Origin of the sequence: Janthinobacterium algoris (assembly GCF_051380935.1) — a bacterium.
Lineage (GTDB): Bacteria > Pseudomonadota > Gammaproteobacteria > Burkholderiales > Burkholderiaceae_D > Janthinobacterium.
On record NZ_JBNYXZ010000017.1, the window covers coordinates 21,844 to 46,485 of the forward strand.

The 24,642-nt window shown below is 61.4% G+C and carries 24 protein-coding genes and 1 pseudogene; 20 read left to right on the forward strand and 5 right to left on the reverse strand.

The genetic code is table 11. From position 1 onward, the window contains the following. Nucleotides 1–46: 46 nt before the first annotated feature. Genes ACQ4W7_RS22275 through rsmA form a run of 3 tightly spaced genes read left to right on the forward strand, consistent with a single transcriptional unit; the run spans nt 47 to nt 3,341 of the window. Nucleotides 47–1,441 (forward strand): peptidylprolyl isomerase, encoded by a 1,395-nt coding sequence (locus tag ACQ4W7_RS22275; protein ID WP_436533301.1) that lies wholly within the window; start codon nt 47–49, stop codon nt 1,439–1,441. A 19-nt stretch (nt 1,442–1,460) separates the two neighbouring features. Then, a complete protein-coding gene (gene pdxA, locus ACQ4W7_RS22280) occupies nt 1,461–2,510 on the forward strand; it encodes a 4-hydroxythreonine-4-phosphate dehydrogenase PdxA (RefSeq protein ID WP_436533303.1) in 1,050 nt (349 codons plus the stop codon). A gap of 51 nt (nt 2,511–2,561) precedes the next feature. Then, on the forward strand, nt 2,562–3,341 hold the full coding sequence (gene rsmA, locus ACQ4W7_RS22285) for a 16S rRNA (adenine(1518)-N(6)/adenine(1519)-N(6))-dimethyltransferase RsmA (protein ID WP_426074098.1): 780 nt from the start codon (nt 2,562–2,564) through the stop codon (nt 3,339–3,341). 8 nt (nt 3,342–3,349) lie between these two features. Here rsmA and ACQ4W7_RS22290 read toward each other — a convergent pair whose 3' ends face one another. Then, complete coding sequence (locus ACQ4W7_RS22290) at nt 3,350–4,267, reverse strand: LysR family transcriptional regulator (protein WP_426074099.1); 918 nt, start codon at nt 4,265–4,267, stop codon at nt 3,350–3,352. Between the two features lie 225 nt (nt 4,268–4,492). On the opposite strand from ACQ4W7_RS22290, the gene ACQ4W7_RS22295 reads away from it, so the two are divergent. From ACQ4W7_RS22295 to ACQ4W7_RS22325, 7 genes are read left to right on the forward strand one after another with little or no spacing between them, the layout of a single operon-like run. Then, nucleotides 4,493–5,608 (forward strand): porin, encoded by a 1,116-nt coding sequence (locus tag ACQ4W7_RS22295; RefSeq protein WP_436533306.1) that lies wholly within the window; start codon nt 4,493–4,495, stop codon nt 5,606–5,608. A gap of 57 nt (nt 5,609–5,665) precedes the next feature. After that, on the forward strand, nt 5,666–6,688 hold the full coding sequence (locus ACQ4W7_RS22300; protein WP_436533308.1) for an ABC transporter substrate-binding protein: 1,023 nt from the start codon (nt 5,666–5,668) through the stop codon (nt 6,686–6,688). 21 nt (nt 6,689–6,709) lie between these two features. Beyond that, entirely contained in the window at nt 6,710–7,549 is an 840-nt protein-coding gene (locus ACQ4W7_RS22305; RefSeq protein WP_436533310.1) for an ABC transporter permease, read from the forward strand. After that, entirely contained in the window at nt 7,546–8,325 is a 780-nt protein-coding gene (locus ACQ4W7_RS22310) for an ABC transporter permease (protein ID WP_436533312.1), read from the forward strand. Before ACQ4W7_RS22305 ends, ACQ4W7_RS22310 begins: the two co-directional genes overlap by 4 nt. 13 nt (nt 8,326–8,338) lie before the next feature. Continuing rightward, complete coding sequence (locus ACQ4W7_RS22315) at nt 8,339–9,370, forward strand: ABC transporter ATP-binding protein (RefSeq protein ID WP_426074102.1); 1,032 nt, start codon at nt 8,339–8,341, stop codon at nt 9,368–9,370. Nucleotides 9,371–9,390: 20 nt separating this feature from the next. Continuing rightward, a complete protein-coding gene (locus ACQ4W7_RS22320; RefSeq protein WP_426074103.1) occupies nt 9,391–10,335 on the forward strand; it encodes a nucleoside hydrolase in 945 nt (314 codons plus the stop codon). Between the two features lie 28 nt (nt 10,336–10,363). After that, entirely contained in the window at nt 10,364–11,440 is a 1,077-nt protein-coding gene (locus ACQ4W7_RS22325; protein WP_436533315.1) for an adenosine deaminase family protein, read from the forward strand. On the opposite strand, the gene ACQ4W7_RS22330 is transcribed toward ACQ4W7_RS22325, so the two are convergent. Beyond that, nucleotides 11,437–12,819: a short-chain fatty acyl-CoA regulator family protein gene (locus tag ACQ4W7_RS22330; protein ID WP_426074105.1), complete on the reverse strand. Its 1,383-nt coding sequence runs from the start codon at nt 12,817–12,819 to the stop codon at nt 11,437–11,439. The two genes, ACQ4W7_RS22325 and ACQ4W7_RS22330, sit on opposite strands and share 4 nt — an antisense overlap. A gap of 181 nt (nt 12,820–13,000) precedes the next feature. On the opposite strand from ACQ4W7_RS22330, the gene ACQ4W7_RS22335 reads away from it, so the two are divergent. The 5 genes and pseudogenes from ACQ4W7_RS22335 to mmsB form a co-directional block, all read left to right on the forward strand. Further along, entirely contained in the window at nt 13,001–14,497 is a 1,497-nt protein-coding gene (locus tag ACQ4W7_RS22335) for a CoA-acylating methylmalonate-semialdehyde dehydrogenase (protein WP_426074106.1), read from the forward strand. 9 nt (nt 14,498–14,506) lie between these two features. Beyond that, entirely contained in the window at nt 14,507–15,667 is a 1,161-nt protein-coding gene (locus ACQ4W7_RS22340) for an acyl-CoA dehydrogenase family protein (protein ID WP_436533318.1), read from the forward strand. Then, nucleotides 15,664–16,449 (forward strand): enoyl-CoA hydratase, encoded by a 786-nt coding sequence (locus ACQ4W7_RS22345; RefSeq protein ID WP_436533320.1) that lies wholly within the window; start codon nt 15,664–15,666, stop codon nt 16,447–16,449. The genes ACQ4W7_RS22340 and ACQ4W7_RS22345 overlap by 4 nt, the downstream gene beginning before the upstream one ends. After that, nucleotides 16,442–17,596: an enoyl-CoA hydratase/isomerase family protein gene (locus tag ACQ4W7_RS22350; protein WP_436533322.1), complete on the forward strand. Its 1,155-nt coding sequence runs from the start codon at nt 16,442–16,444 to the stop codon at nt 17,594–17,596. Before ACQ4W7_RS22345 ends, ACQ4W7_RS22350 begins: the two co-directional genes overlap by 8 nt. Nucleotides 17,597–17,709: 113 nt before the next feature. Further along, nucleotides 17,710–18,621: pseudogene (gene mmsB, locus ACQ4W7_RS22355) on the forward strand (3-hydroxyisobutyrate dehydrogenase); the annotation flags it as partial. Between the two features lie 186 nt (nt 18,622–18,807). On the opposite strand, the gene ACQ4W7_RS22360 reads toward mmsB, so the two are convergent. Both ACQ4W7_RS22360 and ACQ4W7_RS22365 read right to left on the reverse strand, forming a co-directional pair. Further along, nucleotides 18,808–19,389, reverse strand: a complete 582-nt coding sequence (locus ACQ4W7_RS22360) for a hypothetical protein (RefSeq protein ID WP_426074110.1) — start codon at nt 19,387–19,389, stop codon at nt 18,808–18,810. Between the two features lie 36 nt (nt 19,390–19,425). Further along, entirely contained in the window at nt 19,426–20,025 is a 600-nt protein-coding gene (locus ACQ4W7_RS22365; protein ID WP_426074111.1) for a hypothetical protein, read from the reverse strand. Nucleotides 20,026–20,268: 243 nt separating this feature from the next. Between ACQ4W7_RS22365 and ACQ4W7_RS22370 the strand changes: the two genes are divergently transcribed. Both ACQ4W7_RS22370 and hrcA read left to right on the forward strand, forming a co-directional pair. Further along, the gene (locus ACQ4W7_RS22370; RefSeq protein WP_426074112.1) at nt 20,269–20,988 is read left to right on the forward strand and encodes an HAD family hydrolase; all 720 of its coding nucleotides are present in this window, start codon (nt 20,269–20,271) and stop codon (nt 20,986–20,988) included. 117 nt (nt 20,989–21,105) lie between these two features. Further along, nucleotides 21,106–22,122 (forward strand): heat-inducible transcriptional repressor HrcA, encoded by a 1,017-nt coding sequence (hrcA, locus tag ACQ4W7_RS22375; RefSeq protein ID WP_035822689.1) that lies wholly within the window; start codon nt 21,106–21,108, stop codon nt 22,120–22,122. A gap of 49 nt (nt 22,123–22,171) precedes the next feature. Here hrcA and fur read toward each other — a convergent pair whose 3' ends face one another. Further along, nucleotides 22,172–22,603, reverse strand: coding sequence for a ferric iron uptake transcriptional regulator (fur, locus tag ACQ4W7_RS22380; RefSeq protein ID WP_099761922.1), 432 nt, complete (start codon nt 22,601–22,603; stop codon nt 22,172–22,174). Nucleotides 22,604–22,798: 195 nt separating this feature from the next. Between fur and ACQ4W7_RS22385 the strand changes: the two genes are divergently transcribed. The 3 genes from ACQ4W7_RS22385 to ACQ4W7_RS22395 are packed head-to-tail and all read left to right on the forward strand — an operon-like array spanning nt 22,799 to nt 24,597. Then, on the forward strand, nt 22,799–23,434 hold the full coding sequence (locus ACQ4W7_RS22385) for an outer membrane protein assembly factor BamE (protein ID WP_426074192.1): 636 nt from the start codon (nt 22,799–22,801) through the stop codon (nt 23,432–23,434). Between the two features lie 18 nt (nt 23,435–23,452). Continuing rightward, a complete protein-coding gene (gene dapB / locus ACQ4W7_RS22390; protein WP_436533325.1) occupies nt 23,453–24,262 on the forward strand; it encodes a 4-hydroxy-tetrahydrodipicolinate reductase in 810 nt (269 codons plus the stop codon). 8 nt (nt 24,263–24,270) lie between these two features. Further along, on the forward strand, nt 24,271–24,597 hold the full coding sequence (locus ACQ4W7_RS22395; RefSeq protein ID WP_426074113.1) for a barstar family protein: 327 nt from the start codon (nt 24,271–24,273) through the stop codon (nt 24,595–24,597). Nucleotides 24,598–24,642 lie beyond the last annotated feature (45 nt).

A 24,642-nucleotide genomic window follows, 5' to 3' on the forward strand; every position in this document is an offset into this window, starting at 1 on the left:
TTCACCTGAACTCATGAGCGCTCTACACATTATGCGTAATGCCAGTATGCACCAACTCAAAATTGCAACGGTTTTGTTGTGCGCCATTTCCGGCGCCACGACCAGTAGTGTCTGGGCGCAACAGGCTGCGCCAGCGCCTGCGGCCAAGCCCGCTGCCACTGCACCCGCACCGGCCAAGGGCTTCACGCCCCCCGCCTCGAGCAGTGGCCAGACCATCGACTCCATCGCCGTCGTCGTCAATGACGATGTGATTACGCGCAATGAAGTGGCGGCCCGCATCAAGAGCGTGGAGCAGCGCATGAAGGCGCAGAACGTGCCTTTGCCCGATCCTGCCGACCTGCGTCGTCAATTACTGGAGCGCATGATTGTTGAACGCGCACAGATGCAGCTGGCCAAGGAAATGGGCGTGCGCGTGGATGACCTGACCCTGGACCGCGCGATTGGCCGTATTGCTGAGCAGCAAAAGATGACGGTGCAAGAGCTGCGCAACCAGATGGAAAAAGAAGGCACGCCGTTTGCGACCTTCCGCGAAGAAATCCGCGATGAAATCATCATGCAGCGCTTGCGCGAGCATGAAGTCGACGCCAAGATCCAGATTTCCGATTCCGAGGTGGATAACTTCCTGGAAGCGGAAAAAGCGGCGGCCAGCGAGCAGGTCGAGCTGAACCTGGCGCAGATTCTCGTGCGCATTCCGGAAAACTCCAGCCCTGAACAGATCGCCGCACGCCGCGCGCGCGCCGAAGAAGTCAGCCGCCAGTTGCGCACGGGCGCCGATTTTGCCAAGATGGCCGCCACCTATTCCGACGCCAGCGATGCGCTGAGCGGCGGAGATATCGGCTGGCGCAATAGCGACCGTTTGCCGCCTTTGTTCACGGAACAGTTGGTGAAATTGAAGCCGGGCCAGATCACGCCCATCATCAAGAGCAACACCGGTTTTCACATCCTCAAGCTGGTGGACCGCCGCAGCGCGGCCGAAGCGCAAGCCGTCGCTGCCGTGCAGCAAACGCATGCGCGCCATATCTTGCTGAAAATTACGCCGACCTTGTCGGCGGCCGAAGCCAAGCGTAAATTGCTGGAATTGAAAGAGCGCCTCGATAACAAGGCCGCCAAGTTCGAAGACCTGGCCCGCTTGTTCTCGAACGACGGTTCGGCGGCTAAGGGCGGCGACCTGGGTTGGCTGTATCCGGGCGATACCGTACCGGAATTTGAAACGGCGATGAATGCGCTGAAGCCGGGCGAAGTGAGCGAGCCGATCGAATCGAGCTTTGGTTTCCACTTGATCGAAGTGCTGGAACGCAAGAGCGACGATGTCTCGAAAGAGAAGCAGCGCAGCGCCGCCCGCAACGCCTTGCGCGAACGTAAGCTGGAAGAAGCGACGGAAAACTGGGCGCGCGAAGTACGCGACCGTGCCTATGTCGAATTCCGCGCGGACGACCAGTAATGCTGCCGACAATTTGTGCATGAATAACTTGCCTGTCTTACGCCGCCCGGCCATCGCCATTACCTGTGGCGAACCGGCCGGTGTCGGTCCGGAAATTTCGATCCGCGCCGCCTGGGCCATGCGGCATGATGTTAACTGCATCCTGCTGGGCGACGCCGCCTTCCTGGCGCTGACGGCCAGCCTGATCGACCCGGAGATTCGCCTGGCAGCGCTGTCGTTGCAAGCCGTGCGCAACAACGGCCTGCCCCAGTTCGGCCCCGGCCGCCTGGCCGTGATCGATATTCCGACTGTCAATAATGTCATTCCTGGCGTACTCGACAAGGAAAACGGGCGCTCCGTGCTCGCTACCCTGGACGCGGCTGTGGAAGGTGTCCAGGCAGGCTGGTTTGGCGCCATGGTCACGGCGCCCTTGCAAAAGAGCACGATCAACGACGCCGGCGTGGCCTTTTCCGGCCATACGGAATACCTGGCAGAAAAAACCAAGACGCCGCAGGTGGTGATGATGCTGGCCGGCGAACCCGGCCAGGGCGAACCGACCCTGCGCGTGGCGCTGGCCACCACGCACCTGCCCTTGAAGGACGTCTCCGCTGCCATTACCATGGACAGCTTGGCCGTCACCCTGGATATTCTCCAGCTTGATTTGCAACAGAAATTCGGCATCGCCGCGCCGCGCATCCTGGTCACCGGCCTGAACCCCCACGCGGGCGAGGGCGGCTACCTGGGGCGTGAGGAAATCGAGGTCATCGCCCCGGCGATTGCCGCGGCGCAAGCGCGCGGCATCGATGTGCGCGGACCGTTCCCGGCCGATACCTTATTCCAGCAGAAGTATCTGGCCGATGCCGATTGCGTGCTGGCCATGTACCACGATCAGGGCTTGCCCGTGCTGAAGTATGCCACCTTCGGGCGCGGCATCAATATCACCCTGGGCTTGCCGCTGATACGCACCTCGGTCGACCACGGCACGGCGCTGGACCTGGCCGCGCAAGGGCTGGGGCTGGCCGATTGCCACAGCATGGAGCAGGCCCTGCAAACGGCGCTCGATATGCTGCGCGCCAGCAGCCACGTTTGATACCCACCGGTTTTACCCCGCTACACCGCCTCTAGAATAGAAAAACAGAATATGAAACACGTTGCCCGCAAACGCTTTGGCCAGAACTTCCTGCATGACCGCTTCGTCCTGAACGACATCACGGCCGCCATCGCGCCGCAGGCTGACGATGCCATGGTCGAGATCGGCCCCGGCCTGGGCGCCATGACGGAGCAGTTGCTGCGCCACTTGACGCAGATGCATGTGGTCGAACTGGACCGCGACCTGATCGTGCGCCTGGAAAAGACCTTCAATCCGGCCAAGCTGACGATTCACTCGGGCGACGCGCTGAAATTCGATTTTGCGCAAATTCCCGTGCCGGCCGGCCAGAAACTGCGCATCGTGGGCAACTTGCCGTACAACATTTCCAGCCCCCTGCTGTTCCACCTGGCGGACTTCGCGCCGCTGGTAAAAGACCAGCATTTCATGCTGCAAAAAGAAGTCGTCGAGCGCATGGTGGCCGAGCCGGGCAGCAAGGCGTATGGCCGCCTGTCCGTGATGCTGCAATGGCGCTATACCATGTCGCTGTTGTTCATCGTGCCGCCGACGGCGTTTGATCCGCCGCCGAAAGTGGAATCGGCCATCGTGCGCATGATCCCCGTGGCCGAGCGCCTGGCCTGCGACCAGGCGACCCTGGAGGCGGTGGTCATGAAGGCCTTCTCGCAGCGCCGCAAGGTGATCCGCAACTGCCTGGCCGGCATGTTTACTGAAGAGCAGATCAAGGCAGCCGGCATCGACCCGACCAAGCGTCCGGAAACCGTGGGGCTGGAGCAATATGTAGCCTTGGCCAATCTGCTGAAAGCGCCTGCTTAAGCTTTAACTTAAAACCATTGGTCGACCTGCTGCAGATCCTGTCTCAGGGCTGAAAAGCAGTCGTCCACATGGTGGTTGCGGCTGATTTCATTGCGCCGCATCAAGGCGATCTTGCGCTTGCACGTGGGTTGGCGCAAGGGCGCCACGTGCAGTTCTTCGTCATTGAGGAAAGTCGTGTACAGGCTGGGCATGATGCCCACGGCGATGCCGGCGCGCACCACGCCATACAGCGACTCACTGTGTATCATCTGGTACAGGCTCGACGGGCTCAAACCATGCTGGCGCAGCGCGCTCGAGGCAAACTCCCAGATGCTGCCCTTGGTAAACACGACGATTTCCTGCCCCGCCAGCTGCTCCCAGCGCACTTCCTTGAGCGGTGCCAGCGCATGACGTCCCGCCGTCACCAGCACCAGCTCGTCTTCAAACAGGCCCACGCTTTCCAGCGAGACGGAACCGGGCACCTCGATGCCCACGCAAAAGTCCAGCTGGCCCGAATGCAACGCGTGCAGCAAGCCGTCATTGGGCATGTCCGACAGGACGATTTCCACTTCATCGCCATGCTGCTCGCTGTAGCGCGCCACCACCACGGCCGTCATCGCCATGGCGGACGGGATCGCGCCGATGCGGATGCGGTGGCGGCCGCTGCCGATGGCGCGCTGGATATCGGCAAAGGTGTTACTCGCTGTATTCAATAAATGCGTGGCGTAATCAAGCGCCAGCTTACCTTCGCGCGTCAGTTCCAGCTGGTGGGTTGTGCGGTTAAACAACTTTTTTCCCAGCTGATTTTCCAGCAGCTTGATCGATGCGCTGAGCGCAGGTTGGGTCACGCACAATTCCTGTGCGGCCTTGCTGAAGCTGTTTACCCGGGCTAAGGTGGCAAACGCTTGTAAATGTCGTAAGGAAATCTTTTTGCTCAGTTCATGCATGGGCGTTGCTTATTAGAAAAAGTAATGGATTTATAAAAATAAACAAATTTTCTTATCCCGCAATTTACCATATTCTGAACTGGTCTTTACTTGTCTTGAAGGCAACAATCTTCAGAGAAGCGCTTGCCAGGCGGCGCCGGTACTCGCGCTAGCACGCCATGCAGGGGACGCATCAATAAAATAATTCCAAAAAACTCAGGGTTTATTCTTTTTAGGGTGGCGGCGATGAACAAATGGATGACGGGAACGATGGTGGTGGGTGGCTTGCTGGCGGCGCAGGGCGCCGCGCAGGCGCAAAGCAGCGTGCAAGTGTATGGCTTGCTGTCGGCCGGTATTGGCTATGTGTCGGACGAGGGTAAGGGCAGCCGCACGCATGCGCTGAGCGGCACGAATCAGAATCCCCGCATCGGTTTCCGCGGCCAGGAAGACCTGGGCGACGGTACCAAGGCTATCTTCGTGCTGGAAAACGGTTTTAACGTCATGACGGGCACGGCTGCGCAAAGCGGCCGCCTGTTCGGCCGCCAGTCGTATGTGGGCCTGTCGAGCAATGACAAGGGCACCCTGACCCTGGGCCGCCAGTACGAAGCCGTCAAGGACCTGCTGGGCCCGGTGGTCATCGCCAGTAACGGCGTGCATATCGGCGACAACGACAATGGCTACAACAACTTGCGCGTGCAGAATGCCGTCAAGTATGTCAGCCCGAACCTCAGCAACCTGTCGTTCACAGGCCTGTACGGTTTCAGCGAAAATCCGGCGGACTCCAACCGCAACCGCGTCTATAGCATGGGTGCCGGCTACAAAGTCGATGCCTTCAGTTGGGCCGTCGCCTATACCAAGATGTATCACCCGAACAGCCCCGATGCGCCGAATGGCGCCATCGGCAACGACTACGGCAGTTCCCTGTTGATTTTCAACAAGAGCGCCGTCAAGGGCGCGGGCGTGGACAGCCAGGCCATCGCCGGCACGGGAGGCTTTTATAATGTGGGCAGGACCAAGTTTGGCGCGCTGTACACCAACGTGCGCTACCACTACCTGGATCAAAGCAATCTGACCCTGCAAAACGTGGATCTGAACGTGAACCACAAGCTGACGGAAGCGCTGAACCTGGGCGCATCATATTTCTTCACTACCGGAAAATATGACGTGATTAACAAGACGCCGAAATGGCATCAGGTCAACTTCCAAGCCGATTACTTCCTGTCCAAGCGCACCGATGTCGCCATCACCTGGAGCTACCAGAAAGCGGCCGGCGATGCGACGTTCGCCCGCGTGTTCGGTTTCGGTGCCTCTGGCGGCAAGACGCAAAGTGTCCTGATCGTCGGCATGCGACATTATTTCTGAGTCTGATTCATCTTTACAGGCGCTGTCCCGCAGCGCCGTCCCCTGAAAGGAAGCATCTTGAAAAAGCACCTCATGTTGGCGTTGAGCCTAGGCTTGCTGGCAAACGCCGCCCACGCGGAAAAACGCGAGCTGGTCATTTCGGCCTATCCGATTGCCCAGCCCTTGTTCATGAAGTATGTGTACGAGCCGTTCAAGGCCAAATGCGGGTGCGATATCAAGGTGGAAACGGGGAATAACGCGGATCGCATCGCCAAGCTGGTGGTGCACAGCAAGAACCCGGTGATCGACCTGGTGCTGCTGTCCGATTCCGGCATGCTGGAAGCGGCGCAAAAGGGCGTGATCCAGCCCATGGATTACTCCAAGCTGAGCAATTACAAGGCCCTGTACGACGTGGCGAAAAACCCCATCGGCGGCAACTTCGCCGTCGGCTACACGCTGTACTCGGTCGGCCTGGTGTACCGCAGCGACAAGATTGCCCCGCTGACGTCCTGGAAGGACCTGTGGCGCCCCGAACTGAAAGGCCGCGTGGCCTTCCCCGACGTGAGCACCACGCAGGGCCCGTTGATGCTGCGCATGGCCGATGCGGCATGGGGCGGCAAGACGGATGACTACGCCACCGGCTTTGCCAAGATCGTCGGCATGAAGGGCAACGTCGTCACGTTTTCGAAAAACAGCGCGCAACTGGCCGCCCTGTTCGCGCAAGATGAAATCTGGGCCGCGCCCGTGGCGCGCTTTACCTGGTCGCAAATGCTCAAGACGGGCCTGCCCCTGAAGTGGAGCATCCCGGCCGAAGGCCAGGCGGCGGGCATGAACGTGATGGGCATCGTTGCCGGTTCGAAGAATGCGGACCTGGCGTACCAGTTGATGGATTTCTGGCTGTCCAAGGAAGTGCAGACGCAACTGGCGACCAATCTGGTCGACTCGCCCGTCAACAAGGACGTGCGCCTGTCGGTGGCCGCCGCGCAATTCAATACCTATGGCGCCGATCAAATCAGTTCGCTGAAATTCGTCAAGCCGGAAACCATCCTCAAGCAGCGCAGCAACTGGATGACGCAGTGGAACAAGGCCATGAGCAAATAGTGGTGACGAGGAGAAAACACCATGTTTGCTGATCCAAAAAAGCGCCTGGGACTGCTGCTGGTCCTGCCGGCGCTGATCTTTATCGTCGTCTGCTTCCTGCTGCCCGTGCTGGCCTTGCTGGTCGACGCCTTCCGCGTCGGCGACGGCATGCAGTGGGGCGTTGACCGCTTCATTGAATTCTTCTCGCAGGAATTTAACCGCACCATCTTTTGGCGCACGCTGCGCATCGCCGCGCTGGTGACGCTCGCCTCCATCATCCTCGGCTATCCGGCCGCGCAAGCCGTGGCGCGCGTGTCGCCAAAGTGGCGCGGGCTGGTGGTGGGCATGATGATCTTGCCGCTGATGGTCTCGCCGATTGCGCGTACCTACGCCTGGATCGTGCTGCTGGGCCGCAATGGCGCCGTCAACGCGGCACTCGTCAACATGGGCTTCACGGAAGAGCCGCTGCGCTTGCTGTTCAGCGAATTCGCCGTGTTTGTCGGCTTGCTGCAATTGCTGTTGCCGCTGATGCTGATGTCGCTGGCGGGCGCGCTGGAAAACCTGCCGCGCGACGTGGAACCGGCCGCCGCCACTTTGGGCGCCAATCCATGGCAAGTGTTTTGCAAGGTCACCCTGCCGCTGACGCAGGAAGGCCTGGTCGTCGGCGGCACCCTGGTGTTTACGGGCTGCGTGACGGCCTACGTGACGCCGGCCTTGCTGGGCGGCACCAAGGTGCTGATGCTGGAAACCCTGCTGTACCAGAAGGTCAGCGTGGAGAGCGATTTCGGCGCCGCCAATGTCATCGCCGTCATCCTCGTCTGCATGACCCTGCTGGTCAACGCCGGCCTTAAACGTATTTCCTCGAGCCGGAGCTCCGTATGAAAGAAAGCCTGTTTTCACGTGTCGTCCTGTGGCTGGTGTTTTTGTTCCTGCTGGGACCTTTCGCCATCGTCGTGCTGGCGGGCTTTTCCGGCGGCGAAACCCTGGCGTTCCCGCCCGAGTCGTACTCGTTGCGCTGGATACTCGAAGTGTGGGCTGCGCCCGAGTTCCGCCGCGCCTTCCAGACCAGCCTGGAGATCGGCCTGATCGCCACCGTCATCGCGCTGTTGCTGGGCATTCCCGTCGCGTATGCGTTTTCGCGCATGCCGCCACCGGGCATCGGCGCTATCCGCCAGATACTGACGTCGCCGCTGATCATTCCCGCCATCCTCGTCGGTTTGGGCTTGCTGCATCACCTGGTGCTGACCATCAATGCGCCCGTGTATGTGGGCCTGTTGATCGGCCACATCGCGCTGTTGATTCCGTATTCGGTGCGCGTGGTGTACGCCAGCCTGGTGAATTTGCGCGTGGATATCGAGGATGCCGCCATCACCTTGGGTGCGTCGCGTCTGCGCGCGTTTTTCATGATCGTGCTGCCGAATATCCGCAACGCCGTGATCGCCGCCTTCTTCCTCGCCTTCGTCACCTCGTTCAACCAGGTGCCTGTCTCGCTGTTCCTGACGGGGCCTGGCATCAGCACCTTGCCGATCGAGATGCTGGGACATATGGAAAACAGCTTCGATCCATCGATCGCTGCCCTGTCGACCTTGCTGGTCTTGTTCACCATGGCCTTCGTGATGGTGACCGAGAAGGTGCTGGGCATTTCTAAATACATGTAAGAGGCAACATACGATGAGTTATCTGGAACTGCACAAGCTGAACCTCGGCTACGCCAAGAACACGACGTCCGTGAAAGACCTGGATTTGCACGTCGAGCAGGGCGAACTGATTTCCCTGCTGGGCCCCAGCGGCTGCGGCAAGACCACCACCATGCGCGCCATCGCCGGCCTGATGCCGCTGCAATCGGGCCGCATCGTGCTCGACGGCCGCGAAATCGGCAAGCTGGCACCGAACAAGCGCAATATCGGCATGGTGTTCCAGTCGTACGCGCTGTTCCCGCACCTGAACGTGTACGACAACATCGCTTTCGGCTTGCGCCTGCGCAAGGTTGCGCCAGCCCTGTTGAAAACCAAGGTGGAAGCGGTGATCGCCGCCGTGGGACTGACGGGTTTCGAGACGCGTTTGCCGGCGCAGATGTCGGGTGGCCAGCAGCAACGCGTGGCGCTGGCGCGCGCCATCGTCGTCGAACCGGCCCTGCTGTTGCTGGATGAACCGCTGTCGAACCTGGACGCCAAGCTGCGCGTGCAGATGCGCGCCGAGTTGCGCCGCATCCAGCGCGAACTGGGCATCACCATGCTGTACGTGACGCATGACCAGGAAGAAGCGCTGGCTTTGTCCGACCGTATCGTCGTCATGAACAGCGGCCGCATCGAGCAATTGGCCGCGCCGGAAGCCGTCTTCAATACGCCGTCGACGCGATTTGTCGCCAACTTCATGGGCTTTGAAAACCTGTTCGACTACCGCGATGGCGCGCTGCACCATGCGGGCGCCAGCTTGCCGTACACGTCTCCCGTCGCTGCCGGCACCACGCTGCTGGGCTGGCGTCCGGACAAGGTGCGCGTCTGCGCGCCGGACGACGCAGCTGGCCAGTACCCGGGCAGCGTGCTGGCGCGGGGCTTCCTGGGCGACACCGTCGAATACCTGCTGCAAACGCCGCTGGGCCAGGTCAAGGGTATCTGCGCGGCCGGTGGCGCCGCCTGGCGCGAAGGCACGGCCGTGTCCTTCGTGCTGCCATCCGACAGCGCCCTGTGTTTGGCTGCTTGATGTTTTAACGTGAGAGCATCATGGACAAAACCTTGAAAAAAATCTGGCTCGATACCGATCCCGGTTTCGACGACTGGCTGACGATGCTGCTCTTGGGCAGCAATCCCGACATCGCGTGGCTGGGCGTGAGCGTGGTGGCGGGCAATGCGCCTGTCGATATCACCTACGACAACGCCCTGCGCATCAAGGCCCATGATGGCTTGACGGTGCCCATTTATCGCGGTTGCGAAGAACCGCTGGGCGGCGTCATCGAGACGGCGCAGCGCATCCTCGGCGACAGCGGCATGCCGACGACAGGCGAAATCTTGCCGCCCGGTGCCGCCAGCGACGCCGCAGGCCATGCCGTCGACGCGCTGATCGCCGCCGTGCGCGCCCACCCCGGCCAGATTACCATCATGGCCATCGCGCCGATGACGAATTTGGCCACGGCGCTGGCCAAGGCGCCCGATATCGCTGAAAAAATCGTCGAAATCATCCTGATGGGCGGCTCGACCGACCAAGGCAACCACACGGCGGCCGCCGAATTCAATATCTATGCGGACCCGGAAGCGGCCGCCCAGGTCTTCAAGTCCGGCATCCCGCTACGCATGTTCGGCTTGAACCTGTGCCGCCAACTGCTGGTGACGAATGCCGAAGTGCAGCAGCTGCGCGCCATCGGCACGCCGCGCGCGCAGCGCGTGGCCGGCTACCTGGAAGCGTATGTGCGTATCCGCAGCAGCGACGGTTCCGTGCCCATGCCCATGTACGACCCGGTAGTGGCCCTGTACCTGGAAGCACCGCAGCTGTTCCAGTTCCAGAGCGCCCACGTGGCCATCGAATTGACGGGCGAACTGACGCGTGGGATGACGGTGTGCGAATTTCGCGTGCCGCGCCGCGCCGCCATCAACACGCAGGTGGCGATGCTGGCCGACGGTCCGGCCGCCATCGAGCGCTTGATGCGCCGCCTGGCCGCCATTCTCGTCTGACCTTTTTCCCACTAACGAAGCGAGCTTCATGAGTAACCCTGCCGACACCCTGCCTGCCCTGAGCATCGAACAGTTTTTACGCGCCATGCCGAAGGTGGAGCTGCATTGCCACCTGTTTGGCACGGTGCGGCAAGCCACTTTCCGTGCGCTGGCGGCCAAGACGGGCAATGTCGTCACCCCCGAAGAAATCGATGCGTTCTATACGCGCGGTGACAAGCCCGTTGGCGTACTGCGCGTGCTGCGCGCGCTTGACGCGCACCTGATCGTCTCGCCGACGGACCTGTATTGCCTCGCCTACGAATACCTGGAAGACGTGCATGGCCACGGCGTGCGCTACGCGGAGTTCTTCTGGAACCCCACCGGCACCGTGCGTATGTCGGGCATCCGCTATGACTCGGCGCAAGACGCCATCGTGGCCGCCATCCGCGACGCGCAGCGCGATTTTGGCGTGATCGGCCGTTTGATCCCCAGCATCGACCGTGAAGCCGCTCCCGCAGAAGCCCTGCAGATGGTGGAATGGATGAAGAAGCACCGCGCGCCGGAAGTCATCGGCATCGGCATCGACTACCGCGAAAACGACCGTCCGCCCGAACTGTTCATCGAAGCCTACCGCGCCGCGCGCGAGGCGGGCTTCAAGTGCACGGCGCACGCGGGCGAGTTCGGCATGCCGTGGATGAACGTGGCGACGGCCATCGAGCAATTGCAGGTGGACCGGGTCGACCATGGCTACACGATTGTCGACAATCCCGCGCTGGCGCAGCGCTGCGTCGAGCGTGGCCTGGTATTTACCGTGGTGCCGACCAATTCGTATTATCTGCGCACCCTGGCGCCCGAGCGCTGGGCCCTCGATCACCCGATCCGCGCCATGGCCAAGCTGGGCTTGAAACTGCATCCGAACACGGACGACCCGACCCTGCACCACGTGACGCCGACGGGCGCCTGGATGATGATGCGCGAATTCGGTTTCGGCCTCGATGACATGCGCGGCTTCATGTTGAATGGCCTCGATGCGGCCTGGATAGCCGAGTCCACGCGGCGCGACTGGCGCGCGCAATTCACGCGTGAATTCGACGCGCTGCGTGCGCGCGTCAACGAAGAGTCTTAAGCCGACACGGGGGCCGGCGCCAGCAGCGACGGAAACGCCCGCTGCGGACACGCCTGCCGCTCGCACACCTTGCAGCCCGTGCCGATGGGCGTGGCGCTGCTCGGGTCGTGCAAATCGAGTCCCTTCGAATAAATCAATCGGTGCGCCTGCGAGATGTCGCAGCCCAGCGCCACGGCAAAGGTCTTGCCCGGCGCCCGGAAGCCGGGCGAGGCCGTGCTGACCTGGCGCGCGATCCACAGATAGGTGCAGCCGTCGGGCATGCTGGCCACTTGCGTGAGCACCTGGCCCGGATGGCTGAAGGCGTCGTACACGATCCACAGGGGGCAGGTGCCACCCACCCTTGAAAAGTGAAAGTCCGTGGCCGACTGGCGCTTCGAGACATTGCCGGCGCGGTCGACGCGCACGAAGAAGAAGGGCAATCCCGCCGCCTCGGGGCGCTGCATGGTGCTCAAACGGTGGCACACGGCTTCGAAACCCACGCCGAACTGGTGCGCCAGGCGCTCGATATCGTAGGCGCGCGTTTCCGCCGCCTGCAAGAAGCGTTGGTACGGCATCAAGAGGGCGCCCGCGAAATAATTGGAAAACGCCAGGCGCGCGCTGGTTTGCGCGGCCGCGCCGGAGAATCCCGCCGCCAGCACCAGGGCGTCGATCAGCTCGCTGTGCTCGAGCAGACTGATTTGCGCCGCCATCTGGAAGGCGCGCTGGCCGCCCGTCAGGGTGTCGGGCAGCCACAGGATATGTTGTTGTGCATCGAACCGGTGCTTGCGCACCATGCCCGCATCGCCATCGGACAGTTGAACCTGGATGCCGTGGCACTCCAGCAAGCGGCTTTGCAGCGCGTCGAGCGTGCGCAGGGCGGGATCGAATTCACCGGCCACGAGCTCTGCCGCCCGGTCCAGTTCATCGATGTAGTTTTGCCGCCGGTTCAGGTATTCGCGCACTTCCTCGTCCGTAGACGGGGCGGCCGAGCTGGCGCCACGGCTGCCATCATCGAGGCGCGCCGCCAGGGTATCGGCCCGTTCCGCCATCACCCGGTAACGCCGCTGCAGCAGCAGAATCGAGCGCGCCAGTTCCGGCATGTTTTCCACCAGCATTTTGAGTTCGGCCATCGAGGTAGGTGGCGCGTCGGGCAATTCGCCAAACACGTCGCGCACGTCGGCTACCAGGCTGGCGCTGTCGTGTTCGGAGAAGATTTGCGGATCGACCCCCAGTACTGTGCCGATGCGCAACAGAATCGGCACCGTCAGCGGGCGCTGGTTGCGTTCCATCTGGTTCAGATAGCTGGGCGATATGCCCAGGGACTTGGCCAGCGCCACCTGCGTCATGCGCCGTTCTTCGCGCAGGCGCTGCAGGCGCACGCCCATGAAAACCTTCGCCATTGCGTTTCCTCTTCCCCGGTTTGTGGAATCTGCAAATTAACAACATTTGCAGATTAACAGATTCAGCTTTGCATTATCTCGCATTTTCACGCCTTGTTTGCGGCCCGTATTGTGCGAATAATGCAAACAGACCACTACCCCAATGAGGAGACACCGAGTGACCACGCAAAACGCTGCTGCTATGAATGTTCCGACTGTTCCACTGCTGATCAACGGCGAGTGGGTTGAGTCCCAAACCACCGTCTGGCGCGATGTCGTCAATCCGGCCACGCAGGAAGTATTGGCGCGTGTGCCGTTCGCCACGCCCGATGAAGTCAATGCGGCCATCGCCTCGGCCCAGCGCGCCTTCAAAACCTGGCGCAAGACGCCGATCGGTGCGCGTGCCCGCATCTTTTTGAAGTTGCAACAACTGATCCGCGAAAACATGGCCGACCTGGCCGCCACCCTGACGATGGAACAGGGCAAGACCCTGCTCGACGCGGAAGGCGACGTCTTCCGTGGCCTGGAAGTGGTCGAGCATGCCGCCAATATCGGCACCCTGCAGATGGGCGAATACGCGCAGAACGTGGCCGGTGGCGTCGATACCTACAGCGTGATGCAGCCGCTGGGCGTGTGCGCCGGCATTACCCCGTTCAACTTCCCCGCCATGATCCCCCTGTGGATGTTCCCGATGGCCATTGCCTGCGGCAATACCTTCGTGCTGAAACCATCGGAGCAAGACCCGCTGGTGACGGAAAAACTCGTGCGCCTGGCTTTGCAGGCAGGCATCCCGGCTGGCGTGCTGAACGTGATCCATGGCGGCGAAGACGTGGTCAACGCCCTGTGCGACCACCCGGACATCAAGGCGATTTCGTTCGTGGGCTCAAGCAAGGTGGGCACGCATGTGTACCAGCGCGCCAGCTTGAATGGCAAGCGCGCGCAATGCATGATGGGCGCCAAGAATCACGCCGTCGTCTTGCCGGACGCCAATAAGGAACAGACCCTGAACCAGTTGCTGGGCGCGGGCTTCGGCGCGGCCGGCCAGCGTTGCATGGCCGCATCCGTCGCCGTGCTGGTGGGCGCAGCGCGCGAGTGGCTACCGGAACTGTCCGCCAAGGCGCAAACCTTGACGGTCGGCGCGGGCAAGGACAATCCGGACCTTGGCCCCGTCATCTCTTGCGCGGCGAAAGAGCGCGTGTTCAGCCTGGTCGCCAAGGGCATCGAGCAGGGCGCCGTGCTGACCCTCGACGGCCGCGACGTGAAGGTCGATGGCTATCCGAACGGCAACTTCGTCGGGCCGACAATCTTGTCCGGCGTGAAACCCGGCATGGTCGTGTATGACCAGGAAATCTTTGGCCCCGTCTTGATCGTCGTCGAAGTCGATACCCTGGATGACGCCATCGCCCTGGTGAACGCGAATCCGAACGGCAACGGCACGGCCCTGTTCACGCAAAGCGGCGCGGCCGCACGCTATTTCCAGGAAGAAATCGACGTGGGCCAGGTCGGCATCAACGTGCCCATTCCCGTGCCCGTCCCGCTGTTCAGCTTTACGGGTTCGCGCGGCTCGAAACTGGGCGACCTGGGTCCGTTCGGCAAGCAAGTCGTGCTGTTCTACACGCAGACGCAAACCATCACCCAGCGCTGGTTCACGGATGCGGCCTCGGTGGGCAAGGTCAACACCACCATCAGCCTCAAATAAGGAGCTGGCATGGACTTTGAGTTGAGCGACGAGCAGCGCGAGTTCCAGCAGGCGGCGCGCGCGTTTGCCGAAGGCGAACTGGCGCCGCAAGCAGCGCATTGGGATGCGGAATCGATTTTCCCCGTGGACACCATCGCCAAGGCGGGCGAGATGGGATTTTGCGGCCTGTACACGCCGCAGCGCTGGGGCGGCCTGGGCCTGTCGCGCCAGGATGCGGCCATCGTCTTCGAGGAGCTGGCCGGTGGCTGCACCTCGACCACGGCCTACATCACCATCCACAACATGGCCACCTGGATGCTGTCGCGCTGGGGGCAAGAAGCCCTGTGCGACGAGTGGGTACCGGCCCTGGCTGCCGGCCAGAAGCTGGCCAGCTATTGTTTGACGGAACCGCAGTCGGGCTCCGACGCGGCATCGTTGCGCACGAAAGCTGTCAGGGATGGTGACTTTTATGTGCTGGACGGCACGAAAGCGTTTATCTCCGGCGCGGGCCAGACAGACATGCTGATCGTCATGGCGCGCACGGGCGGCGAGGGTGCGGCCGGGATTTCCGCGTTTGCCGTGCCGGCGAATCTGCCCGGCATCGTGTATGGCAAGAAAGAGGAAAAGATGGGCTGGAATAGCCAGCCCACGCGCATCATCAGTTTCGACCAGGTGAAAGTGCCTGTTGGTAACTTGCTGGGGGCGGAAGGCGAAGGCTTTGCGATTGCCATGAAGGGCATCGATGGCGGGCGCATCAACATTGCCGTGTGCTCGGTGGGCACGGCACAAGCGGCCCTCACGCGGGCGCAGGCGTACATGAAGGAGCGCACGCAGTTCGGCCGCGAGCTGGCGCAATTCCAGGCGCTGCAGTTCAAGCTGGCCGACATGCTGACGGAACTGGTGGCGGCGCGCCAGATGGTGCGCCTGGCGGCCTGGAAACTGGACCAGGAAAGCCCGGACGCCACGGCGTATTGCGCCATGGCCAAACGTTTCGCCACGGATGTGGGCTTCAATGTCGCCAACGATGCGCTGCAGCTGCACGGCGGCTACGGCTACATCCGCGAGTATCCGCTAGAGCGCCATGTGCGTGACACGCGGGTGCACCAGATCCTGGAAGGGACGAATGAAATCATGCGCCTGATCGTCGCGCGAGCGATTTTGAAAGATGGCGCCACGGAGACCTTACGATGAGCAAAGTGTATACCAACCTGCTGCTGGAACGCCGTGGCCATACGGCCTTGGTGACCCTCGACAACCCACCCGCCCACACGTGGACTCTGGCCAGCCTGAACGCGCTGACGCAGCTGGTGGCCGACCTGAATGCCGACCCGGACGTGTACGCGTTGGTGATCACGGGCGGCGGCGCCAAGTTCTTCTCGGCCGGCGCCGACCTGAAAGTGTTTGCCGACGGCAACAAGGACACGGCGTTTGCCATGGCCGCCGCGTTTGGCGAGGCCTTCGAGGCGCTGTCGGCGTTTCGCGGCGTCAGCATCGCCGCCATCAATGGCTATGCCATGGGCGGCGGGCTCGAATGCGCGCTGGCCTGTGACATCCGCATTGCCGAGGAGCATGCGCAGATGGCCTTGCCGGAAGCATCGGTCGGCTTGCTGCCGTGCGCGGGTGGCACGCAGCACTTGCCGTGGCTGGTAGGCGAAGGCTGGGCCAAGCGCATGATACTGTGTGGCGAGCGCGTCGATGCGGCCAAGGCCCTGGCCATCGGCCTGGTCGAGGAAGTCGTGCCAACCGGCAAGGCCGCCGCCACGGCGCTGGCGCTGGCCGCCAAGGTGGCGCGCCAGAGCCCCAGCAGCGTGACGGCGTGCAAGACCCTGATCCAGGGCGCGCGCAGCCATCCGCTGGTCAATTCCTTGCCTGATGAACGCTCCCTGTTCCTGGGCCTGTTCGATACGCAAGACCAGAAAGAGGGTGTGCAAGCGTTCCTGGAAAAACGTCCGGCGGAGTGGCGCAATGGCTGAAACCTTGGGTGAAATCGTGGCTGAAACCTTGCTTGAAACCGTAAAAATCGAGGAGCGCGACTGTCCCGGCGGCATGAAGCTGGGCGTCATTACCTTGGACGCGCCGAAATCCCTGCATGCCCTGACCCTGGCAATGATACGCGCCATCGATGGCGCCCTGGTGCGCTGGGCCGGTGACGCGGCCATCGCCTGCGTGGTGCTGCAATCGTCGACCGACAAGGCGTTTTGCGCAGGCGGCGATGTACGCAGCTTGCGTTCGGCCGTGTTTGACCAGCCTGGCGTCGTACCGAACCCGCAGGCGCTCGCTTTCTTTGCCGAGGAATACCGGCTAGACCACCGCATCCATACCTATGCAAAGCCGCTGCTGGTGTGGGGCGGCGGCATCGTCATGGGAGGCGGCCTGGGCTTGATGGCGGGTGCCAGTCACCGCGTGGTGACGGAAAGCACGCGCATCGCCATGCCGGAAATCACGATCGGCCTGTTCCCCGACGTGGGCGGCAGCTGGTTCCTGGGCCGCATGCCGGGGCGCAGCGGCCTGTTCCTGGGCTTGACGGGTGCGCCGATGAACGTGGCCGATGCCCTGTTTACAGGCCTGGGTGACTATTTTCTGCGCCAGGAAGAGCGCGCCATGGTGCTCGACGCGCTGGCGCTGGCGCAATGGCAAGCTTCCCCGCAGGCCAATCACCAGCAGTTGAGCCGCTTGCTGCGCGGCTTGTCGGCGCCCGCGTCCATGTTGCCCGTCTCTGAAGTGCGCACCAACTTCGACGCCATCGCCGCCTTGACGCAAGCGCCCACCTTAGCCGAAGTGGTGGCCGCCATAGCCGCCTATGACGGTGATTCGGCCTGGCTGCAAAAGGCCGCTCACTCGCTGGACAAGGGCGCACCCAGCTCGGTGGCCCTGGTATGGGCCATGCGCGAACGCACGCGGCATCTGAGCCTGGCACAAGTGTTCCAGTTGGAACTGATCGTTGCCGTGCAATGCTGTGCCCATGCGGACTTCAGCGAAGGCGTACGCGCTTTGCTGATAGCCAAGGACAACGCGCCGCAATGGCAGCCGGCCAGCCTGGCCGACGTCAGCGCAACGTATCTGAATGAATATTTTGTCGCGCCGTGGAGTACGCATCCGCTGGCCGACCTACCCATTTAAACATTTAAGTAGTGCAGAAAAATGCTCAGGGCTAGGCGCCTTGCCGAAGGCAGTACGACCAGTACGACTAGGCAAGGCAACAACGCCATGGGTTTTTTAGGCGCTACAGGAGACATTATATGCAACATATCGCTTTCATCGGCCTGGGTAACATGGGCGCGCCGATGGCCCGCAACCTGGTGGCCGCCGGCTTCCATGTCTCCGTGTTCGACCTGGCGCCGGCGGCAGTGGCCTCGCTGGTCGAAGCGGGCGCCACGGCGGCCGCATCCGCCAGCGCAGCCGTGCAGACGGCCGACGCCGTCATCACCATGTTGCCAGCCAACAAGCACGTGCAGGACCTGTACCTGGCGGCTGGTGGCGTGCTCGATTCGGCCAAGCCTGGCGCCTTGTTCATCGATTGCAGCACCATTGCGGCCGATGTGGCGCGCCAGGTGGCGCAAGTGGCCAGCGAGCGGGGTTTTGCCATGCTCGATGCGCCCGTTTCGGGCGGCACGGCGGGTGCGGCGGCCGGCACCCTGACGTTCATCGTCGGCGGTAGCGTAGCGGCCTTGCAGCAGGCGCGGCCCCTGCTGGAAAAGATGGGCAAGAACATCTTCCATGCGGGCGAGGCGGGCGCGGGCCAGGTGGCGAAAATTTGCAACAATATGCTGTTGGGCATCTTGATGGCCGGTACGGCCGAGGCGCTGAACCTGGGCGTGGCGCATGGACTGGACCCGAAAGTGTTGTCCGACATCATGGCCAAGAGTTCGGGCCGCAACTGGACCCTGGAAGTGTACAACCCGTGGCCCGGCGTCATGGAGGGCACGCCCGCGTCACGCAACTACACTGGCGGCTTCGGCACGGCGCTGATGCTGAAAGACCTGGGCCTGGCGCAGCAGTCGGCCTTGTCGGCAAACGCGCCCACGCCACTGGGCGGCCTGGTGCGCCAGCTGTACCAGATGCATGCGCAAGCCGGTTATGCGCAGCAGGATTTCTCCAGCATCGTGCACATGTTGCAGCCGGGCTTGCAAATGCCTGCGGCCTGAGGAATTTTGGGCAAAAAAAAGCCCGCTGGTAAAAGCGGGCTAAATCCAATTCTTGGAAGAGTTGGAGGAGACAGATGCATTATGCTGCGTCGCCACATATAACTCCAATTTATCTTTTGAATATCAACTATAGATATTTGTGATATCTCTTCCCGGTAGCCGCGCAGCGGCTACCGTTCCCGCAACTCAGACCGGTTTACAGGCGATCTTTACCGTCGTCACATTCCCTTCGCCCATGGTGCCTTTTTCGGTACCTGTCGCCAGGTCGCACTGCAGACCCTTCGGCTGAACGGAGACGCTGATGGCATAGGTGCTGCCATAGTCGACAGAGCCGGCCATGGTAAAGGTTGTGGCGTCCTTGGCCACCGTTGTTATTGCACTACCGTTAATCAGCACCAGGCCGTCCACCGTCAGGCCGGAAACCGTGCCGCCGACGGTATATCTGTTTTGCGAGCAAGTAACGGCGGCGCTGATGTTGATGTAATGACCTGCCGAACCGGAGCCACCACTGATGCCGCAAGTCATGTGGGCAGGCTGGGTTTGTACGGTGATGTTGTAGTCGGTGCCATAGTCGATGCGTTTGATAAATGTAAACGCGGTCTTTCCGGATGGAACCGGGAGGGTGTCGCCGCCGTTGGCCAGGACCAGGCCGTCGGTGTTCAAGTTGCTGATGGTGCCACTGACATCATACGATGCCTTGCCGCCGCAAGCGGCCAGTCCCAGGGTCAGCAGCAGCGCGGCGAGTGGGCGCAAGCAGGATAACTTCATGTATTTCTCCAAAAAATAGGTGACGGATCGCAAGGATTACTGCGGCGTGCAGTCAAGTGTGGCCGCGGTCGTAGCGGCAGAGCCCATCGTGCCAACCGTATCGCTGGCGTCGGCACTCTTTGAACCCTGGAAGCGGCATGCCAGGCCCGTTGGCTGAGTCAGTATGGAAATGCCGTATGCGGCGCCGTCAGCAACGCTTTTGAATTCGTAGGAGGTGGTGCCAGCCAGTGGGCTGGTGCCGTTGGGGCCCATCACGAGGCGCAAGCCACCAGCGGTCAGGCCCGTGATCGTGCCGCTCAGCGGGTAGCTGTTGGTTGTGCAGATCACCTGGGCCGTGCTCACGGAATAGCTTGTTGCCTTGCCGCTGCCATTGGTAATGCTGCAAACGGCGCCCTTTGGCTGTTGCGCAATGGTGATATCGTAGCGGTCATCTGTCTTGACCAGCTTGGTGAAAACAACGGTGCCCTGGCCCGCAGTAACCGGCAAGCGTTCCCCGTCATTCAAGAGAATCAGGCCATCCTTGGCCAGGCCGCCGACGTTGACTTGCAGATACAGGTTGCCGCCGCTGCCGCCGCAGCCTGCCAGTGTGACGGCGCAAGCCGCCGCCAGCATCGAGCGCAGGTACAAATTTTTCATACATTCTCCAAAACGAATTAGGTTGGGTAGCGCAACGCGGACGCTGGCGCCGCATTGGAATGGCGCCTATTTTAGTCTATCTGGCAAGCTGAATGATCTTGCCTTGTATCACCCTGTAACAATTTTTCGCCGGGAAGCGCTGGCCCGGCCCCATTTCACGGGGCACAGCCATGCCGGCGGCGGCGATCAGTGCGACAATAGACGCAGGCTGCGCACCGTGGCGCGGCATCTACTGTGAATCCCATGTCTCTTGCTCCTGTAAAAGCTGCCGTACCGCCCAAGGCCATCCTGTTCGATCTCGACGATACCTTGTGGCCCATCGCGCCCGTGATTGCCGCCGCCGAAACCCTGCTGCACGATTGGCTGGCCACGCATGCGCCCAAGGTGGCGCAGCAGTTTTCCATCGAGGTGCTGCGCCAGCACCGTCTGGCCATGCTCAAGGAACAACCGCATTTCCATGGCAACCTGATCGAGTTGCGCCGCGCCGGTCTGCTGGCCGCCTTCGAGGCCGCCGGCGAGGATGCCGCCCTGGTCGATGGGGCCATCCTGCACTTCCTGGCCGCGCGCAACCGCGTCCAGCCGTATGACGACGTCTTGCCTGGCCTGGCCTGGATGGGGCAGCGCATGTTGGTCGGCTCGATCTCGAATGGCAATGCGGACCTTGACATTATCGGCCTGGCGCAGCATTTCAAGGTATCGATTGCTGCCAGTGATTTTGGCGTGGCCAAGCCCGATGCCAGCATCTTCCTGGCCGCTTGCGCCGCGCTGGAGGTGGCCCCGCATGAAGCCGTGTATGTGGGGGACGACCTGCATTTCGACGTGACGGGAGCGCAAGGAGCGGGCATGCGTGCCGTCTGGATGAACCGCAAGGGCAGCGACGCCCACCTGGCCGCCGGTGTGCAGCCCGACGCTATCTGCGCCAACTTTGACGAGTTGCTGTTGTGGCTGCAGCAGCAAGATTGATCGCCGCCGGACGGGCGAACGTGCATAATAGGTGCTGTTGATGCATGGTCGGCCGCTTTCATTGCCGCTTGATTAACAATATGCTTGTTTAAAGAATATTTGCTTACCTAAGACACCATGCAACTCGATACACGTGCCCAAACACTGCTGAAAGCCCTGGTCGAGCGATATATCGCCGACGGCCTGCCGGTCGGTTCGCGCGCCTTGTCGAAAATTTCCGGTCTGGATCTGTCGCCGGCCACGATCCGCAATATCATGGCCGACCTGGAGGAGCTCGGCTATGTGTCCAGTCCGCATACCTCGGCCGGTCGCATACCCACGCCGCGCGGCTACCGCATCTTTGTCGACACCTTGCTGACCGTCCGGCATCTGGATGAGCACATGGTGGAGTCGCGCATGCGCCTGCAGACGCCGCAGCCGCAAAAAACCATCGCCAACGCGGCGCAGATGCTGTCGTCGCTGTCGCAGTTTGCCGGCGTCGTGCTGAGTCCGCGCCGTGAATCCGTGTTCCAGCAAATTGAATTCTTGCGCCTGTCCGAAAAGCGCATCTTGCTCGTCATCGTCGCCCCGGGCGGCGACGTGCAGAACCGCCTGCTGCTGACGGAGGCCGACTATACGCCGGCGCAACTGGTGCAATCGGCCAATTACATCAACCAGAATTATGGCGGCCTGTCCTTCGATGCCGTGCGCGTTCGCTTGCAGGGTGAATTGCGCCAGCTGCGCGACGATATGGGCAGCCTGATGCAGGCGGCCGTGGAAGCGGGCAGCGAAGCGATGGCCGACCATAGCGATGACATGGTGATTTCCGGCGAGCGCAACTTGCTCAGCGTGAGCGATCTGTCATCAAATATGCATTCGCTGCGCCAGATGTTCGACATGTTCGAGCAAAAAACGGGCTTGATGCAGCTGCTCGACGTGTCGAGCAAGGCGACGGGCGTGCAGATCTTCATCGGCGGCGAATCGAACCTGGTGCCGATGGATGAAATGAGTGTGGTGACGGCGCCGTATGAAGTCAACGGCAAGATTGTGGGAACATTGGGAGTGATCGGACCGACGCGCATGGCTTATGAGCGCGTCATCCCGATTGTCGATATCACGGCCAAGTTGCTGTCAAGCGCACTTAGCCATCATTGAGCGCACTGACTGACGCGCCGGCTGCTCCCGTGAGAACGGCCGGCACGGATCAGGCGGTTTTGTGCGGGCAAGCCGTCTTGATGCAGTTGCCATAGATGGCCAAGGCGTGTTCGGCGATCTTGAAGCCGCGCTCTTCGGCCACTTTTTGCTGGCGGATTTCGATTTCTTCGTCGAAGAATTCTTCGACCCGGCCACAGTCGAGGCATACCAGGTGATCGTGGTGGGAGCCTTCGTTGAGCTCGAAAATCGCCTTGCCGGTTTCAAAATGATTGCGGTTGAGCAAACCTGCCTGTTCAAATTGCGTCAGGACACGGTAGACAGTTGCCAAGCCAACATCCATATTGTCGGCCAGCAGAATTTTATAGACGTCTTCTGCTGTCAGGTGGCGTACCGGGCTACTCTGGAAGATATCGAGTATCTTCAGGCGTGGCAGGGTCGCTTTCAGGCCGCTTGCCTTGAGATCACTAGGATTGTTACTCATGTTTGTTGCTCGTATGTGGGTCAGGTGCTTTATCATATAGCGTTTTGTCGGGGAGTGCCAAAATATGCATTTTTTGGCAGGCCGGTCACTCCTGGCGTTTTGTTCATCCAATTGAGGTCATTTATGCGCGTAACACCGGCTGTATTGCCATCTCTCTGGCACCGTATTTCATTTCGAGCACCAGTCGTGGCAGGCATGGTCTGTGTCGCGCTCGCCATGTCCGGCTGCGCCAGCCGCGGCATCCTTGGCGAAAAGCCGGCAGCCAGCCAAAAAGAAGGCAAGGAAGTGGTCCCCGAACAGGGCGCACAAACGAACACCATTACGCCGCTGCAAAAATTCATGTGGTTTTTCTCGCCGTATCGTCCTGACATTCAACAAGGCAACTTTGTCTCCGAAGAGATGCTGGCCCAGTTGAAAGTGGGCATGACGCGTGACCAGGTGCGTTTCGTCCTCGGCACCTCCCTGCTGACCGACATTTTCCATGCCGACCGCTGGGATTATCCATTCCGCCTGGCCCGGGGCAGTGGCGAAACCACCAGCAGCCGTGTGGTCGTGTACTTCGGCAAGGATGGCAAAGTTGAACGTTTCGAAGGTGGCAACCTGCCGACGGAGAAAGAATACATCGACCGCATCGCCGGTCCGTCGCCGTTTGCCAAGGTCGCCAAGGCCGATGTGCCTGCCGCTGTCGTTCCATCGCCCGTGGCACCGAGCGCCGTGCCCGTGCCCGCCGATGCCGCCCCCGCCATTCCTGTGAGCAAGCCTGACGTTGCACCGGCACCTGCAACGGCGCCTGCCGCCGAGCCTGCACCCGCTGCCGAGTCCACCAAATAAGTGCTGTAAGAGAATAAAATGACTGAACTGAAAATCGCCATCGCTGGCGCCAGTGGCCGCATGGGCCATATCCTGATCGAAGCGGTCAGCAATGACCCTGACGCTGTGCTGGCCGGCGCGCTCGATCGCGCTGGCTCGCCGTCCGTCGGCCAGGATGCCGCTGCCTTTCTTGGTAAACCTGCCGGCGTGCTGATCGAATCCGACCTAGCCACCGGCTTGGCCGGCGCCGATTACCTGATCGACTTCACGCGTCCGGAAGGCACTTTGCAGCACCTGGCGTATTGCGCCGAGCACGGCATCAAGATGATCATCGGCACCACCGGTTTCGATGATGCCGGCAAGGCCGCCATTGCCGCCGCTGCCGAAAAGACGGCCATCATGTTCGCACCGAACATGAGCGTGGGCGTGAATGTCACCATGAAGTTGCTGGAACTGGCCGCGAAAAGTCTGTCCGAAGGCTACGACATTGAAATTATCGAAGCGCATCACCGCCACAAGGTCGACGCGCCATCGGGCACCGCCCTGCAGATGGGGGAAGTGGTGGCCGGGGCCCTGGGCCGCGACTTGAAGGAATGCGCCGTGTACGGCCGCGAAGGCGTGACGGGCGAACGCGATCCGTCAACCATCGGCTTTGCCACCATCCGCGGCGGCGATATCGTGGGCGACCATACGGTGCTGTTTGCCGGCATCGGCGAGCGCATCGAGATCAGCCACAAGTCGAGCAGCCGCGTCACCTATGCCCACGGCGCCCTGCGCGCTGCGCGTTTCCTGGCCGACAAGCCGACCGGCCTGTTCGACATGCAGGACGTGTTGTCGCTGAAGAACTGAGGAAGACCATGGCCACTGCCATCCTGAATGGAAAAGACATCACCGACGAAGCGAGCTTTCACGCGCAATGCGTGCAAGCCTTCGGTTTCCCTGAATTTTACGGCAACAGCATGGATGCCTGGGTCGATTGCCTCAGCTATCTACGCGATGAAGACGGTATGAGCAAGTTCCGTTTGAAACCGAACGAAGTGCTGGAGGTCATCGTGCAAGACGCGGAGGCAATGAAGGCGCAGGCGCCGGACTTGTTGGAAGAAATCACGTTTTGCATCGCCGGCATCAATGAACGCTACGAAGACTATGGCGAAAAGCCGGCGCTGAAGCTGGTGCTGAAATAATGCTGAATCAATAAAAAACGCCGGACAGTTTTGCAACTGTCCGGC